This window comes from Pseudomonadota bacterium, assembly GCA_039818985.1.
GTDB lineage: Bacteria > Pseudomonadota > Alphaproteobacteria > Sphingomonadales > Sphingomonadaceae > Alterisphingorhabdus.
Genome location: JBCBSU010000001.1, coordinates 164,589 through 178,857, shown reverse-complemented (window position 1 = coordinate 178,857; position 14,269 = coordinate 164,589). Strand labels below are relative to the sequence as shown.

Sequence of the window (14,269 nt, the reverse complement as noted above, 5' to 3'; positions counted from 1 at the left end):
ACAGATGCGCGCACCGCGCAGGAATTGCAAGTGAACAGGGACCATGGCTGAGAATATCGCAATTCCGTCCTTTGCCGATATGGCAACGCCGGCCGATCATCCAAAGGTGAAGCGGCCACGCATCGGCATATTGCTGATCAATCTCGGCACCCCGGATGCGCCCGACATACCAGCGCTCAAACGCTATCTGCGCGAGTTTCTCTCCGATCCCCGGGTGGTCGAGATTCCACAGCTTATCTGGCAGCCGCTGCTGCGCGGGGTGATCCTCAACACAAGGCCGAAACAGTCGGCCAAGGCCTATTCCAAAATCTGGATGGGTGAAGGCTCGCCGCTGCTGGTCTATACCAAGCGGCAGGCCGAAGCGCTGAACCGGAGCATGGGCGACCGGGTGATGGTCGATTTCGCCATGCGCTATGGCAAACCGGCCATCCCCGAAAAACTGCGCCATCTCAAGGAGAGCGGCTGCGACCATATCCTTGTCGCGCCGCTCTATCCGCAATATTCGGGTGCCACCACCGCCACTGTTGTCGACAAGGTGGGAGATACGCTGATGCGGATGCGACACCAGCCGACGGTGCGCTATCTCGCACCCTATTATGACAATGATGCCCATGTCACCGCGCTCGCCGACAGCGTGCGCGAGGGGCTGGCCGGGCTTGATTTCACCCCCGATGCGGTGATCACCAGCTTTCACGGCATGCCGCTGCAAACCCTCTATGATGGCGATCCCTATCACTGCCAGTGCCGCAAGACGGCGCGGCTGGTCTCGGAAAAGCTCGCCGATATCCTTTCCCAGCCGCTGATCGTCTCGTTCCAGTCGCGTTTTGGTCGCGCCAAATGGCTCGACCCCGCAACCGAGGACACGCTGGAGACGCTGCCTGAGAAGGGCATCAAAAAGGTCGCTGTTTTCGCACCCGGCTTTGCCGTCGATTGCGTCGAGACACTGGAAGAGCTTGCAATTGAGGGCGAGGAACAATTTGCCGAAGCCGGCGGCGAGCGCTTCGCCTATATTCCCTGCCTCAATGACAGTGAGCGCTCCATCGCCATGCTCGAAACGCTGATGCGCGAGGAACTGGGCGGCTGGCTCGACTGAACGCTGCCCTCCTGGCTGTCGCAGGCGAAGGAAGTTACATCAAACCTCTTGACCGTAATCCCCCAGCCGGACAGGGATAGGCTGGAATTACGGATGGGGGACGGACAGGTGAGCGATATTTTTCTGGGTCTGGGCGGCGGTGAGCGGCAAGCGCTCAATCTGGAGCGGGCCAACCGCCACGGGCTGATCGCCGGCGCCACCGGCACCGGCAAAACGGTGACGCTGCAAGGCATGGCCGAGAGCTTTTCCGCACAGGGTGTCCCGGTGTTCGTTGCCGATGTCAAAGGCGACCTGTCAGGTATCTCCATGGCTGGCTCCTCGACTTTCAAACATGCCGACAAGCTGGAAGAGCGGGCCCGTGAACTGGGCATGGACGATTATGACTATTCGGATAATCCAGCGATCTTCTGGGATCTTTATGGCGAACAGGGCCATCCCATCCGCACCACCATCAGCGAAATGGGGCCGATGCTGCTGGGCCGGCTGATGGATCTTAACGATACCCAGGAGGGTGTGCTCAATATCGTCTTCCGTTTCGCCGACGAAGAGGGGCTGTTGCTGCTCAACCTCGAAGACCTGCAGTCGATGCTGGCCTATACCTCTGAGCATGCCAAAGAGCTGTCGGCGAAATATGGCAATGTCTCGCGGCAGAGTGTCGGTGCCATCCAGCGCCAGTTGCTGCGGCTGGAAAGCGAGGGCGGCGGACAGTTTTTCGGCGAGCCTGCACTCGAAATCGATGACTTCATGCAGACCGACGAACAGGGGCGCGGCTATATCAATGTACTGGCCGCCGACAAGCTGATGCGCAGTCCCAAGCTTTACGCCACCTTCCTGTTATGGCTGCTGGCCGAACTTTTCGAGAGCCTGCCCGAAGTCGGTGATCCGGAAAAACCAACGCTTGTTTTCTTTTTCGACGAGGCGCACCTGCTGTTTGACGACGCCCCCAAGGCGCTGCAGGAAAAGATCGAGCAGGTGGTGCGGCTGATCCGGTCCAAGGGTGTCGGCGTGTTCTTCGTGACGCAAAACCCGATCGACATCCCCGAGGAAGTTGCCGGGCAGCTGGGCAACCGGGTGCAGCATGCGCTGCGGGCCTTCACCAAGCGCGACCAGCGCGCCATCCGCGCCGCGGCGGAAACCTTTCGCATCAACCCCGATCTCGATGTCGAAGAGGCAATTACCGAATTGCGCGTCGGTGAGGCACTGGTGTCGACGCTCGATGAGGATGGCGCACCATCAGTGGTGCAGCGCACGCTGATCAAGCCGCCACGCTCACGCCTGGGGCCGGTCACCAAGAAAGAGCGTGCCATTATCCGTTCGATCTCACCGGTCGAGGGCAAATATGATGAAGAAGTAGACCGTGAATCGGCCGAGGAAGTGCTGCTGAAAAAGGCCGAGGATGCCGCCGCGACCGCTGCCGAGGTGGAAGAGAAAGGCGCTGAAGAAGTGGCCAGGCGTGAGCGCAAGACGAAATCGATCTGGGACGGCCTTGCGGGCAAGGCGGCCAAGGCCGCAGCCGGTGCCGCAGCCGCTTCGGCGGGCACCATCCTTGCCGGCAAGCTGAGTGGGCGCAAATCACGGTCCAAGCCGACAGCCCGCGCCGCCAGCGCCGCGGCAGGAACCGTCGCCAATGAAATCGGCAAGGCAATCGGCATTCCCGGTCTGGGCCGCTTTGCCCGCAATCTGATGGGCGGACTGATGCGCTGATGCAACGCTTTGACGCGCGTCGATAAGCATCCTGATTCTTACGACGAAATAAGTTGCAAAAAGATACTTGCTATTTATTGTCGCTACGTAACGGAGGATATAGCACCACGCGTGGCGAGAGATTATAACCATATTCCATAACCTTGCTCACATGCGGTGACGCTATCACAAGTTTCAGCCAGTGCGTTTTCGTCGATCGGGCGGAGCCGTTATTGCGCATATAGACACAATAAGAACACAAGCCTTTCGGGCGCATATAATGAGGAGAGGATATATGAAACTGACCGCTGTATCGCTGCGCGCGCTGGCCCTGGGCGGCGCGGGTCTGGCCATGCTGCCGCAGGCCGCCATGGCCATGGACGCCGCAGAGAGCGCGGAGGACGTTGCCGAGAGCGCAGATGTCCAGGCCACCGAAGCACAGCAGGATAATGCCGACGACCAGGACAGCGCGATCGATACGCTGGGCGATGTCATCGTGGTTACCGGTACCAAGACGCGTAACCCTGAAGATGTGCAGGATGTCCCGGTTGCAGTTACCGCGTTTAACAACCAGAGCCTCGAAGCGCTCAAAGTACGCGATATTCAGGGTCTGAGCCTCCAGGCACCCAATATCTCGCTCGACCAGATCGGCACCAGTCGCGGCACCGCGAACTTCTCGATCCGTGGACTCGGCATCAACAGCTCGATCCCGTCGATCGACCCGACCGTCGGCGTCTTTGTCGATGGCGTCTATCTCGGTTTCAATGGTGGCGTGGTGTTCGACCTTTTCGACCTTGACAGCGTCGAGATTCTGCGCGGTCCGCAGGGCATTTTGTTCGGGCGGAACACGACTGGCGGTGCAGTTCTGATCAACACTGGCAACCCGACCGAAGAATTTCAGGGCAAGTTCCGTGCAGCGGTCGAAGGACCGGTTGATGGCAATCGTGGCGGTGCCAACTATTTTGCCAGCGGCGTGGTCTCCGGCCCGATCATCGAAGATGTGCTGCTGTTCAAGGTCGGCGCCTATTATAACGAAGACGAAGGCTATTTCCGCAACCAGTTTGACGGCTCCAACCAGGGCGCGGCAGAAACCTACATCCTGCGCGGCGCACTCGAGTTCCGGCCGACCGACAATCTGACCTTCGTCGCCAAGCTCGATTATTTCGACAGTGAGGGCGATGGCCCTCCGGCGCAGAACCGCGGCATTTTCGATCGCGACAGCTTCAACCTGTCGATCGACGAGCCGGGCAATTACGACACCCAGATCTGGACCGGCAGCCTGCGCATGGATTGGGAGATCGGCCCGGGCGTTCTGACGAACATCTTTGGCTATCGCGACTATGCCGCCACCACATTGGCCGATATCGACGCCACCCCGCTGTTCCTGTTCCACTCCAATACCGAGACCGAGCAGGACCAGATTTCCAACGAGCTGCGCTATGCGATGAGCTTTGACGGCATCGAGATCACTGTTGGCGGTTTCTATTTCGACCAGAGCATCGCCTATACCGAGGTGCGCGATCTGCCGCCGCTTTCTGCACTGACCTTCTTCGGCGGCGGTCAACAGGACCATCAGGTGCTGGGCCTGTTCGGCCAGGGCCAGTTCTATATCACCGACTCTTTGAGCCTGATCGGCGGCATCCGCTGGTCGCGCGAGGAGAAAGATGCGGCCGTCACCTATATCCGCCCGCGTCCGGAATGCTCGGTGGTTGACGGCACCTGCCCGACCGCAGGCACCAACCCGTTCATCCCGACAGAGAATAACGGCTTTGTCGACGATGTGGTGTTCACCAACTGGTCGCCCAAGCTCGGCTTCCAATATGAATTTTCCAATAGCCAGATTTATGGCCACTGGACCCGTGGTTTCCGCTCGGGCGGCTATAATTTCCGCATTACTGACGCGAATTTCTTTGAGAATGTCGTGGTACCAAGCAATGGTGGCAACCTGAATTTCGACGAGGAACGCGTCGATACATTCGAGATTGGCGCCAAGTTCCAGTCGGTGGATGGCGCCTTCACTCTCAATCTCGCGACCTACGTCACCCAGATCAATAATATGCAGCGTGAGGTGAACGTCAGCGATCCCAATGCAGGCGGCGTATTGCAATCCATCCTCAATACTGCCGATGCCACGCTCTTCGGGATCGAGGGAGAAGCCCGGATGCGGGTGAGTGACAGTCTGCTGTTCACCGCCAATTTCGGCTATATCAACGACAGCTATGACGAAGTGCGCTTTGACATTTCCGGCGATGGTGTCGTCGATGCCGGTGATGAAGCGCTGCGTATTCCGCGTGTGCCGGAATATACCTGGGGCGTTGGTGCGGTGCATGAGCTTGATCTGGGTAACAGCACGATCCTCAGCCGTTTCAACCTGCAATATCGTGATGAGTTCGCTTTTACCGACGACAATCTGGGCTTCATCCAGGATATTGTTCAGCTTGAGGCCAATATCACCTGGCAGACCCCGGTCGAAGGGCTGAGCTTGTCGGTCTATGGCCGCAACCTGTTCGACCAGGTGCAGGCTGGTGGCGATACCCAAATCCCCTTTGGCGGGCCGCTGTCAACCGGTGTGCGTCAACCCTTTGCCCAGTTCCCGACCGGCGGCACCTTCTCGCCGCTGGCAAGGGGGCGCCAGGTCGGCGCCGAATTGCAGTTCGAGTTCTGAACGCTCTATATTCCCGGGCTGGTCAATCCGGCCCGGGATGATAGAAGACGATAATGATCGTCTACGGCTCCCGTGTCTCCTATTATACCGGCAAGCTCGAAGCCTATCTGCGCTACAAGCAGATCAGCTATCGGTCGGAACCGACACCCTATGGCAATGCCGACAGGCTGATACAAAATGCCGGCGTCGTGCAGATGCCGGTGGTCGAATGCGGTGATGGGCGCTGGATGTCCGACACCACGCCGATATTGCTGCAGCTTGAGCGAGAGCATCCGGAAACCAGCATCATGCCGACCGATCCGGTGGTCGGCTTCATTGCCCGGATGATCGAGGATTATGGCGATGAGTGGCTGTGGCGCGCGGCAATGCACTTCCGCTGGAGCTATCCTTATGACCGGATGCTGATTTCCAATGTGCTGGTCGACGAGGTGACGCAGAATATCCGCGCACCGCGCTTTCTCAAGCGGCGCAGGATCGAGCGGCGACAGGTCAATGGCTATGTGCTGGGCGATGGTGTGACGCCACAAACGCGTGCCCATGTCGAGCAGGGCTATCACAATGCCCTGGCCCATATGAGCACCATGCTCGAACAGCGCCCCTTTCTGCTGGGTGGCGCCCCTTCACTTGCCGATTATGGCATGATGGGGCCGATGTTCCGCCATTTCGGCCAGGACCCGACCCCGGCGGAGATTATGCGCAACAGCGCGCCGGCCGTGTTCGAGTGGGTTGCCAGAATGTGGAACGCCAGGCCCACCGGCACGCCGCATTTTGTCGATTCTGTGCCGGCAGATGTCGCGCCGATGCTGAAAGAGATTTGCGAAACGCATCTGGTACAGCTTGAGGCCAATGCGCGTGCCTATGCCAATGGCGCAGAGAAATTCGCGATGGCGGTGCAGGGCTGCGCCTATAGCAACATGCCAGTATCGCGCTATCGTGTCTGGTGCCTCGAAAAGCTGCGCGAGGCCTTTGCCACTCTGGATCCTGCCGGTCAGCAAAATGTTCGCGACCTGCTGCCCTTCCCCGAGGCCGAGATATTATGGGCAGACACAAACGCTGCTCAGTCGGGCTATGATCCCGATGACCGTCTGCCCTTCGGCAAGGCGATCAATGTCTTTGACGGCGGAACACCATGACCACATCTCCCGCCGGGCAGCAGCGCTATTCCGGTATCGCCATGGCGCTGCACTGGATGATCGCTGCGATGCTGGCGTTCCAGCTCGGGCTTGGGCGTGGACTGGAAGAGTTGACCATCGCCACCGGGCTGTTTGACGTCACCCAGCTGCACAAGTCCATTGGTATCACCATCCTGGTCCTGTCGGTACTGCGGCTTGTCTGGCGCTGGCTCAATCCGCCACCACCGGCCCTGCCCGATAACCGGCTCAACCATGCGCTGGCCAAGGCTGTACATATCGGCCTTTACGCCTTCATGATCGGTGCACCTCTGACCGGTTGGCTGATGGTATCCACCTCAAAGCTCGATATTGACACGCTGCTGTTCAATACTCTGCCCTGGCCCGATATTCCATGGGTCGGCAGCCTTGAGGCGGGGTCAAAGTCCGCGCTCAACGACGCAGCGGAATGGACCCATGGCGCGCTGGGCTGGGTCGGCGTTGCATTGTTTGCGTTGCACATTGCCGGAGCGTTACGGCATCAATGGCTACGCCGCGAACCCTTGCTGGCGCGGATATGGCCCGGGTCGCTGGGGCACAGAGCCAATTCCGGAGCAGTGATCATAGCATTGCTGGTCGCCGCCGCGTTGAGTCTGGCACTATGGGGGCAGAACCGGGCTGGACTGCAGCAGCAGGGCCGCAACGGAAGCCCGGCTCCCGACACCGCCTCCACGCGCGAAAAACCGGTTAGCAGCGCACCAGTCAGCGACGAAACCGCCCCTGAGGACGCTGTCGAGGGAGCCGGGGATGATCCTGAAGACACCGAGGAGAATGACACCGAAGCAGAGACAGTCGCGGAAGAAGCGGATAAACCCGAACAACCTTCTGCCACCGCCTATGACTGGTCCGTCAGCGACAGACAGCCGATCGGCTTCGCCTTTGACTGGAATGGCGAGACGGTGCGCGGCACTTTTTCCGACTGGCGCGCCGCGATCCGCTTCGGCGCGGACGCGCTCGATCAGTCCAGCATCGACGTCACCATCGGCCTTGCCTCGGCGCGCACCGGCGAAGCCCAGGTCGACGAAGCCCTGCCAGGCGCCGATTTCTTTGCCATTGCCACCAGTCCGCAGGCACGCTTCCGCTCCAGCTCCATCCGCTCGCTGGGCGGCAACCGCTATGAAGCACCGGGCACGCTCAGCCTGCGCGGCGTCAGCCAGCCGGTAACGTTGCGCTTCACCCTCGATATCCAGGGTAACAGCGCCCGCGCCAATGGCAACGCCAGCATCAACCGCGCAGCTTTCGGCATTGCCGAGGGCAATTACGGCGCTCTCGGCGACACGGTGCAGGTGCGTTTCACCTTTTCGGCCGAGCGATGAAACAACAGGGCGGTGCGCCTATGCACCTATTGCGCTCTGGCATGCTCTGCCCGTGCTGCTAGATTTCGGGCGAAAGGATGAGATAATGCCAATTACACTGGTTCAGTTCCGCTCGGGCATGGGTGTGCCCTGCCCCAGCCCATTCTGCATGAAGGCAGAGATATTGCTGAAACTGGCAGGGCTCGACTATGCCGTCGAGATCATCGATGATCCGCGCAAAAGCCCCAAGGGAAAGCTGCCCTATATCGTCGATAACGGACAGGATATCGCCGACAGCCATTTCATCCAGCGCCATCTGGAACAGCAGCATGGCGCGGATTTTCATACCGGCCTGTCACCGCAGCAACGCGCCGTCAGCCACGCCATGGCGCGCATGATCGAGGAGCGGCTCTATTGGGCGCTCGTCCACAGCCGCTGGATCGACGACGCCAACTGGCAGATAACGGGGCAATTCTGGTTTGGTCAAATGCCACCTTTGATGCGCAACATCGTGCCGGTCATTGCAAGACGTCAGGTACGGGCGGCGCTGCATGGCCATGGTCTGGGGCGCCACAGCGCTGCAGATATATACCGTCTCGGTGCCGAAGATATTGCCGCATTGGCGGCCCAACTGAATCAGCAAGACTATATGTTCGGCGATAACCCGACCGCACTCGACGCCACCGCCTATCCGATAATTGCCAATATCCTTGCACCTGCGGTATCGAGCCGATTGCGTGAGTCGGCACTGCAGCATCCTGTGCTCAGCGCCTATACCGAGCGCTGCACCGCATTGTGGTTTCCCGACTTTGCGTGACGCCGAGACGGATAGGCCTAGCGCCGTGCCCGTCGCGTCGGAGCGTGGAAATCGGGCGGTTTATCTCCAATCCAGGCGACAAAACGGGCAATATCCGGGTGGCTACGCAGCGCCTCCGCACTGGCATATGATCGCGCCAGTTCGGCATTGTTGAAAGTGGCGTGGATGGTGCGATGACAGATCGGATGCAGTGGCACTGTCTCGCGACCACCCCGGCTTTTGGGCACCGGATGATGCCATTCGACCCGCCGTCCCAAGGGGCGTGAACATAGCCAGCAATATTGTTCGTCAGCCTCGCTCACGGACAGTGCTTAAGACACGCTCCCTCAGGAGTGGCCTCGTCGACCATGGTGACGATGGTCACCTTGACCTCGCCCGTCTGGCGGTTGGCCCAGAGCCCGGCGCGTAGGCCATAGGCATTGCCCGAATGACCGATCCAGCCCCCCGGCTGCAGCTCCAGCCCCAGCGCCCATTGCTGCGGGCCATCGGTGTTCTGGTCGCTGGCGCGCCATTGCACCGCGCGCATTTCCTGCCAGGCTTGAGCGGAAAGGAAATCACGATCATCGCTTGCCAACAGCTTGCCGATAACCATCAATTCGCGTGCCGAAACCCTGAGTCCGCCCTGGGGCGAGAAAGTCGAGCCATTTTCACCGAGAACATAAAATGCCGGATCGCAGCGGCCATCCGCTGCAGGCACAAAGGCGCATTCGGCTTCGCCACCGGCAAGGGGCGGATCCTTGGCCAGCGCGCCATCGGGTCGTAAGAGGGTAATCGCTTTGTCACGCTGCTGCCGTGAACAGCCGCTCCAGTTGAAACACGCCCGCAATGCCAGCGGATCAAATACCTGCTGCTGCATGATCATATCGAAACGCTGGCCGGTCACCCGTTCCATCACCGCCGCGATCACCGGCGAAGCGCTGTTGGCGTAATGAAAATGACCGCTGCCCGGCGCATGGTCGGGATCCCATGCTGCAGGGTCTTCGAACAGCGGGCGCAGCTTGCCATCGAGCGGCAGATAATAGCCGGCAGCATCGGTCAGGCTTGCGGTGTGCGACAACAGCATGCGCAGCGTCACCGGCATATCGGGAAAGGCGGGGTTACGCAGCGGCCAGCCGAGATAGGCAGAGACATCACGGTCGAGATCAAGTTGGCCCTGATCGACAAGCCGCATCACGCCAAGTGCGGTGACCAGCTTGGAAATCGAGGCAATACGCACCGGCATATCGGCGCGGACGGGCCGTCCCGCCAACCCGGCATCGCCAGACACTGCAACTGACACCGGCGCGCCCGGCTGATGGTACAGCACCATGTTTACAGGCGATGGCGGCGCAGACCGTGCCGGCGTCTGCGCCGTGGCCGGAGACGCCAGCGCGGCCAGCACCAGCATGGCCAGCGCTCTCAGCATCACCGGTTCAGCCATCCGGGCCGATCTTATAAGCGCACAGCTTGTTGCCATCCGCATCGCGGAAATAGGCGGCATAAAAGGCCATGGGTCCATCATCACCGCGCAGGCCCGGTGCACCTTCGTCGCTCCCGCCCAGCTCTATCGCCTTGGCATGAAAGGCATCGACCTGAGGCCGGTTTTCCAGCATCAGCGCCACCATATTGCCATTGCCCTTGTCCGCCGGTTCGCGGTTATACGGCCGGGTAATGGCAAGGCCCGGCTTGTCAAAACCGGTGCCCCAGATGGTGAAGGAACCATCCTCCTCCGACATGGTCATCAGCCGCTTGGCGCCAATGGTGGCGAGCAGGGCGTCATAAAATGCCTGGGCCCGGGCAATATTGTCGGTGCCCAATGTGACATAGCCGATCATCATTTTCTCCTATGGCTCGGGAGCAGGGTTAGCCGCACTCTCCCACGCGTTTGCCGACGACTTCTGCTGTCATCCGCACAGGGCCCATCTCGCCGGAGTCGCCATCTACCTCCATGTTCATGGTGAAGCTGGTGTCGGCATAGGTTCCGGTCAGCACCATATCTGCAGCGGTCCCGTCCCTGTTCTTGCAGCTCATCTCCATGCGCATCTTGCCGCCGGACATGTTGAAGTCCTTATAGTCACAATCCTGATTATTATTGCCGCTGAAAAATTTGGCTTCCGGCTTACTGGCTTCCTCCGGTGTGATGCATTCGCTGGTGGTCATTTTCTGGCCGACCATGCCCTTCATCATGGCATCGACCATGCCTTTTGCCTCGGGCGGGATCTTGCTTTCATCAAATTCGAACGAGGTGAACTCGACGGTATTCTCCCATTTACCCGGCTTGATCGACACCGACCCCATCTCGCTCTTGATCTTGGCGTCGACTTCTTCCTGGGTGATGGTACCGTCGCCATCGGCATCGGCGGACTCATTGCCGCAACCGGCCACGATCAACGCGGCAACGGAAATGGCAGACAAAACAGACAGGCGCATATGGATTCTCCCCAATATCAGGATGATGGAAACGCGACCTGTTTCCACCCTACCATGCCAGACGCGCGCGGCAAGTATTGTCGCAGTCGATACTGTGCTGTCGATACTGCGGCAAAACCATTGCGGTCGCCGCCTGCTGTTCGCATATTGGCGGCATGAGCGAGTTGATTATCCGACGCGGGCTGGACGAGCCCAATACCAGCGGCGAATTTGTGCCGCATAAACCTGCCCGGCCGGACAAGGCTGAGGGCGGGCAACCGTTCAAGCTGGTCAGCGATTATGCACCCGCTGGTGACCAGCCGACCGCGATAAAGGAGCTGGTGGAGACCGCGCGCGACGGGGAGAAGGATCAGGTGCTGCTCGGCGTTACCGGATCGGGCAAGACCTTCACTATGGCCAAGGTGGTCGAAGAGTTGCAGCGCCCGGCACTGGTGCTGGCGCCGAACAAGATATTGGCGGCGCAGCTTTATGGCGAGTTCAAGCAGTTCTTCCCTGACAATGCGGTCGAATATTTCGTCAGCTACTATGACTATTACCAGCCCGAGGCCTATGTGCCGCGCTCCGACACCTATATCGAGAAGGAAAGCTCGGTAAATGAAGCGATTGACCGGATGCGCCACTCGGCGACACGGTCCTTGCTGGAACGCGACGATGTGCTCATCGTTGCCTCGGTCTCCTGTCTTTATGGCATCGGCTCGGTCGAGACCTATTCGGCAATGATCTTCGAGATCAAAAAAGGCGAGACGGTCGATCAGCGCGAGTTGATCCGCAAGCTGGTGGCATTGCAGTATAAGCGCAATGATGCGGCCTTTGCGCGCGGCACCTTCCGTGTGCGCGGCGACAATCTGGAGATTTTCCCGTCGCACTATGAGGATATGGCCTGGCGCATCTCCTTTTTTGGCGACGAGATTGAGGAGATTGCCGAATTCGATCCGCTGACCGGCAAAAAGGGCACCAGGCTCGACCGGGTCAAGGTGTTCGCCAATTCGCACTATGTAACCCCGGGTCCAACGATGAAACAGGCGACCGAAGCGATAAAATTCGAGCTTTCGGTGCGGCTGAAAGAGCTGGAGACCGAGGGACGTCTGCTTGAGGCACAGCGGCTGGAGCAGCGCACCCATTTCGATCTCGAGATGATCGGGGCTACGGGTTCCTGCGCAGGTATCGAGAATTACAGCCGCTTCCTCACCGGTCGCCTGCCTGGCGAGCCACCGCCGACATTGTTCGAGTATTTGCCCGATAATGCGCTGCTGTTCGTGGACGAGAGCCACCAGACCATCCCACAGGTCGGCGCGATGGCGCGCGGCGACCATCGGCGCAAGATCACACTCGCCGAATATGGCTTCCGCCTGCCAAGCTGTATCGACAACCGCCCGCTGCGCTTCAATGAATGGGACGCTATGCGGCCACAAACCGTCTGCGTCTCGGCGACGCCCGGAAGCTGGGAAATGGAACAGACGGGCGGCGTGTTCTCCGAACAGGTGATCCGCCCCACCGGCCTGATCGATCCGCCGGTCGAGATCAAACCGGTTGAGGAGCAGGTCGATGACCTGATCAACGAAGCGCGCAAGACCGCTGAAAAGGGCTATCGCACGCTGGTGACGACACTGACCAAGCGCATGGCCGAGGACCTGACCGAGTTCATGCATGAGGCGGGGATCAAGGTGCGCTATATGCATTCGGACGTCGAAACGCTGGAGCGTATCGAACTGATCCGCGATCTGCGCCTTGGCGTTTATGACGTGCTGGTCGGCATCAACCTGCTGCGCGAGGGGCTGGATATTCCCGAATGCGGGCTGGTCGCCATTCTCGACGCCGACAAGGAGGGTTTCCTGCGCTCCGAAACCTCGCTGATCCAGACCATTGGCCGCGCCGCGCGCAATGTTGATGGCCGGGTGATCCTCTATGCCGACCGCATCACCGGCAGCATGGAACGTGCCCTCAACGAAACCAGCCGCCGCCGCGAGAAGCAGCTCGCTTATAATGAAGAACATGGCATCACGCCGCAGACGATCAAGAAAAATATCGGCGATATTGTCGGCCATGTCACCAATCAGGACAGCGTCACCGTCGACACCGGCGATGAGGAAACCCCGCACCTCGTCGGCCACAATCTGCGCGCCTATATCAAGGACCTCGAAAAACGCATGCGCGATGCGGCGGCGGATCTGGAGTTCGAGGAAGCCGGGCGGTTACGTGACGAAATTCGGCGGTTGGAGGCGGATGAGCTAGGGTTGCCGGAGGGGGAACATAAGACGCCGGTGAAAGGCCGCGCCACCGAGGGCAAGCCGGGCACGCGCAAAATGCGCTATGGCAAGACGCAGCGGAAGATGGGGTGAAAAAATTTTCTTCCCTCCATCTTCGCATTAAGTTTATGATTTCATTGGATATAGAATCTCTGTGATCACTTCATTTCTGCGGAAAGATACAGAAATGCACTGGTGTCAACGGATTCTCCTACTGTTGCATAATCTTCAATTTTCTTATCAATAGAAGGCTGCACATTAAAAGAGGCAGTCATGATCCGCAGCTTTTCTGACAGAGAAACCGAGCACATCTGGAATTATCAACGCAGCCGCAAGCTGCCGCCTGATATCCAGCGCACGGCGCTGCGCAAATTGCTGCAACTCGATGCCATTGAACAGCTTCAGGAGCTGCGCCAGCCAAGGGGCAACCGCTTTGAACAGTTGAAGGGCTATGACCCTTTGCGCTATAGCATCCGCATCAACCAGCAATGGAGGATCACCTTCAACTGGTCGGATGGAGGCGCAGAAAATGTCCGCATCGAGGACTATCACCGAGGGTAATGACCGGCTGGATACTATCCATCCCGGCGAGATACTGCGCGAAGAATTCCTTATCGGAAGCGATATACCAACAGAGAAAGTGGCCCGTGAAGCCGGTATTAATCAAGCCAAGCTGCAGCGTTTACTGGATGAAGAAATCGCTGTTGATGCTGACCTTGATCTGCGACTTGGGCGCTATTTTGCGATGTCGCCCGGCTTCTTTCTTCGCTTGCAGAACCACTTTGATCTTGAAGAGTTCCGCCGCGAGCATGGCGATGAGCTCGACAAGATTACGGAATATGCCGAATAGCGCTTTGGCCAGAGCATAAGCACGTCAAACTTTATCGTCATT

At 59.2% G+C, this 14,269-nt stretch carries 13 protein-coding genes; 9 read left to right on the top strand and 4 right to left on the bottom strand.

Going from position 1 to position 14,269, the window contains the following annotated elements:
* Positions 1-43 precede the first annotated feature (43 nt).
* The 6 genes from hemH (at position 44) to AAFX04_00640 (ending at position 8,722) form a co-directional block, all read left to right on the top strand.
* Positions 44-1,093 carry a ferrochelatase gene (gene hemH / locus AAFX04_00665; protein ID MEO1043932.1) on the top strand — a complete coding sequence of 350 codons (1,050 nt, stop codon included), beginning with the start codon at positions 44-46 and terminating at the stop codon, positions 1,091-1,093.
* A gap of 108 nt (positions 1,094-1,201) precedes the next feature.
* The gene (locus AAFX04_00660; GenBank protein MEO1043931.1) at positions 1,202-2,797 is read left to right on the top strand and encodes a helicase HerA-like domain-containing protein; all 1,596 of its coding nucleotides are present in this window, start codon (positions 1,202-1,204) and stop codon (positions 2,795-2,797) included.
* A gap of 274 nt (positions 2,798-3,071) precedes the next feature.
* A complete protein-coding gene (locus tag AAFX04_00655) occupies positions 3,072-5,441 on the top strand; it encodes a TonB-dependent receptor (GenBank protein MEO1043930.1) in 2,370 nt (789 codons plus the stop codon).
* 53 nt (positions 5,442-5,494) lie between these two features.
* On the top strand, positions 5,495-6,574 hold the full coding sequence (locus AAFX04_00650; protein ID MEO1043929.1) for a glutathione S-transferase family protein: 1,080 nt from the start codon (positions 5,495-5,497) through the stop codon (positions 6,572-6,574).
* The gene (locus AAFX04_00645) at positions 6,571-7,926 is read left to right on the top strand and encodes a YceI family protein (GenBank protein ID MEO1043928.1); all 1,356 of its coding nucleotides are present in this window, start codon (positions 6,571-6,573) and stop codon (positions 7,924-7,926) included. Before AAFX04_00650 ends, AAFX04_00645 begins: the two co-directional genes overlap by 4 nt.
* Before the next feature lie 85 nt (positions 7,927-8,011).
* Entirely contained in the window at positions 8,012-8,722 is a 711-nt protein-coding gene (locus tag AAFX04_00640) for a glutathione S-transferase family protein (protein MEO1043927.1), read from the top strand.
* A gap of 17 nt (positions 8,723-8,739) precedes the next feature.
* Here the strand turns inward: AAFX04_00640 and AAFX04_00635 are convergent, their stop codons facing one another.
* From AAFX04_00635 to AAFX04_00620, 4 genes are read right to left on the bottom strand one after another with little or no spacing between them, the layout of a single operon-like run.
* Positions 8,740-9,024: an HNH endonuclease gene (locus AAFX04_00635; protein MEO1043926.1), complete on the bottom strand. Its 285-nt coding sequence runs from the start codon at positions 9,022-9,024 to the stop codon at positions 8,740-8,742.
* Positions 9,021-10,142, bottom strand: coding sequence for a serine hydrolase domain-containing protein (locus tag AAFX04_00630; protein MEO1043925.1), 1,122 nt, complete (start codon positions 10,140-10,142; stop codon positions 9,021-9,023). Before AAFX04_00630 ends, AAFX04_00635 begins: the two co-directional genes overlap by 4 nt.
* Complete coding sequence (locus AAFX04_00625; protein MEO1043924.1) at positions 10,135-10,536, bottom strand: VOC family protein; 402 nt, start codon at positions 10,534-10,536, stop codon at positions 10,135-10,137. Before AAFX04_00625 ends, AAFX04_00630 begins: the two co-directional genes overlap by 8 nt.
* A gap of 28 nt (positions 10,537-10,564) precedes the next feature.
* The gene (locus tag AAFX04_00620) at positions 10,565-11,131 is read right to left on the bottom strand and encodes a DUF3617 domain-containing protein (GenBank protein ID MEO1043923.1); all 567 of its coding nucleotides are present in this window, start codon (positions 11,129-11,131) and stop codon (positions 10,565-10,567) included.
* Between the two features lie 155 nt (positions 11,132-11,286).
* Between AAFX04_00620 and uvrB the strand changes: the two genes are divergently transcribed.
* The 3 genes from uvrB (at position 11,287) to AAFX04_00605 (ending at position 14,227) form a co-directional block, all read left to right on the top strand.
* On the top strand, positions 11,287-13,470 hold the full coding sequence (gene uvrB / locus AAFX04_00615; GenBank protein MEO1043922.1) for an excinuclease ABC subunit UvrB: 2,184 nt from the start codon (positions 11,287-11,289) through the stop codon (positions 13,468-13,470).
* A 180-nt stretch (positions 13,471-13,650) separates the two neighbouring features.
* Positions 13,651-13,938, top strand: coding sequence for a type II toxin-antitoxin system RelE/ParE family toxin (locus tag AAFX04_00610; GenBank protein ID MEO1043921.1), 288 nt, complete (start codon positions 13,651-13,653; stop codon positions 13,936-13,938).
* A complete protein-coding gene (locus tag AAFX04_00605; protein MEO1043920.1) occupies positions 13,907-14,227 on the top strand; it encodes a HigA family addiction module antitoxin in 321 nt (106 codons plus the stop codon). Before AAFX04_00610 ends, AAFX04_00605 begins: the two co-directional genes overlap by 32 nt.
* Positions 14,228-14,269: the final 42 nt, after the last annotated feature.

Bases quoted from the DNA above. Each gene is read 5' to 3' on its own strand.
- AAFX04_00640 (MEO1043927.1), top strand. From the start codon at position 8,012: ATGCCAATTACACTGGTTCAGTTCCGCTCGGGCATGGGTGTGCCCTGC.
- AAFX04_00650 (MEO1043929.1), top strand. From the start codon at position 5,495: ATGATCGTCTACGGCTCCCGTGTCTCCTATTATACCGGCAAGCTCGAA.
- AAFX04_00605 (MEO1043920.1), top strand. From the start codon at position 13,907: ATGTCCGCATCGAGGACTATCACCGAGGGTAATGACCGGCTGGATACT.
- AAFX04_00625 (MEO1043924.1), bottom strand. From the start codon at position 10,536: ATGATCGGCTATGTCACATTGGGCACCGACAATATTGCCCGGGCCCAG.
- AAFX04_00655 (MEO1043930.1), top strand. From the start codon at position 3,072: ATGAAACTGACCGCTGTATCGCTGCGCGCGCTGGCCCTGGGCGGCGCG.
- AAFX04_00630 (MEO1043925.1), bottom strand. From the start codon at position 10,142: ATGGCTGAACCGGTGATGCTGAGAGCGCTGGCCATGCTGGTGCTGGCC.
- AAFX04_00610 (MEO1043921.1), top strand. From the start codon at position 13,651: ATGATCCGCAGCTTTTCTGACAGAGAAACCGAGCACATCTGGAATTAT.
- hemH (MEO1043932.1), top strand. From the start codon at position 44: ATGGCTGAGAATATCGCAATTCCGTCCTTTGCCGATATGGCAACGCCG.
- AAFX04_00620 (MEO1043923.1), bottom strand. From the start codon at position 11,131: ATGCGCCTGTCTGTTTTGTCTGCCATTTCCGTTGCCGCGTTGATCGTG.
- uvrB (MEO1043922.1), top strand. From the start codon at position 11,287: ATGAGCGAGTTGATTATCCGACGCGGGCTGGACGAGCCCAATACCAGC.
- AAFX04_00645 (MEO1043928.1), top strand. From the start codon at position 6,571: ATGACCACATCTCCCGCCGGGCAGCAGCGCTATTCCGGTATCGCCATG.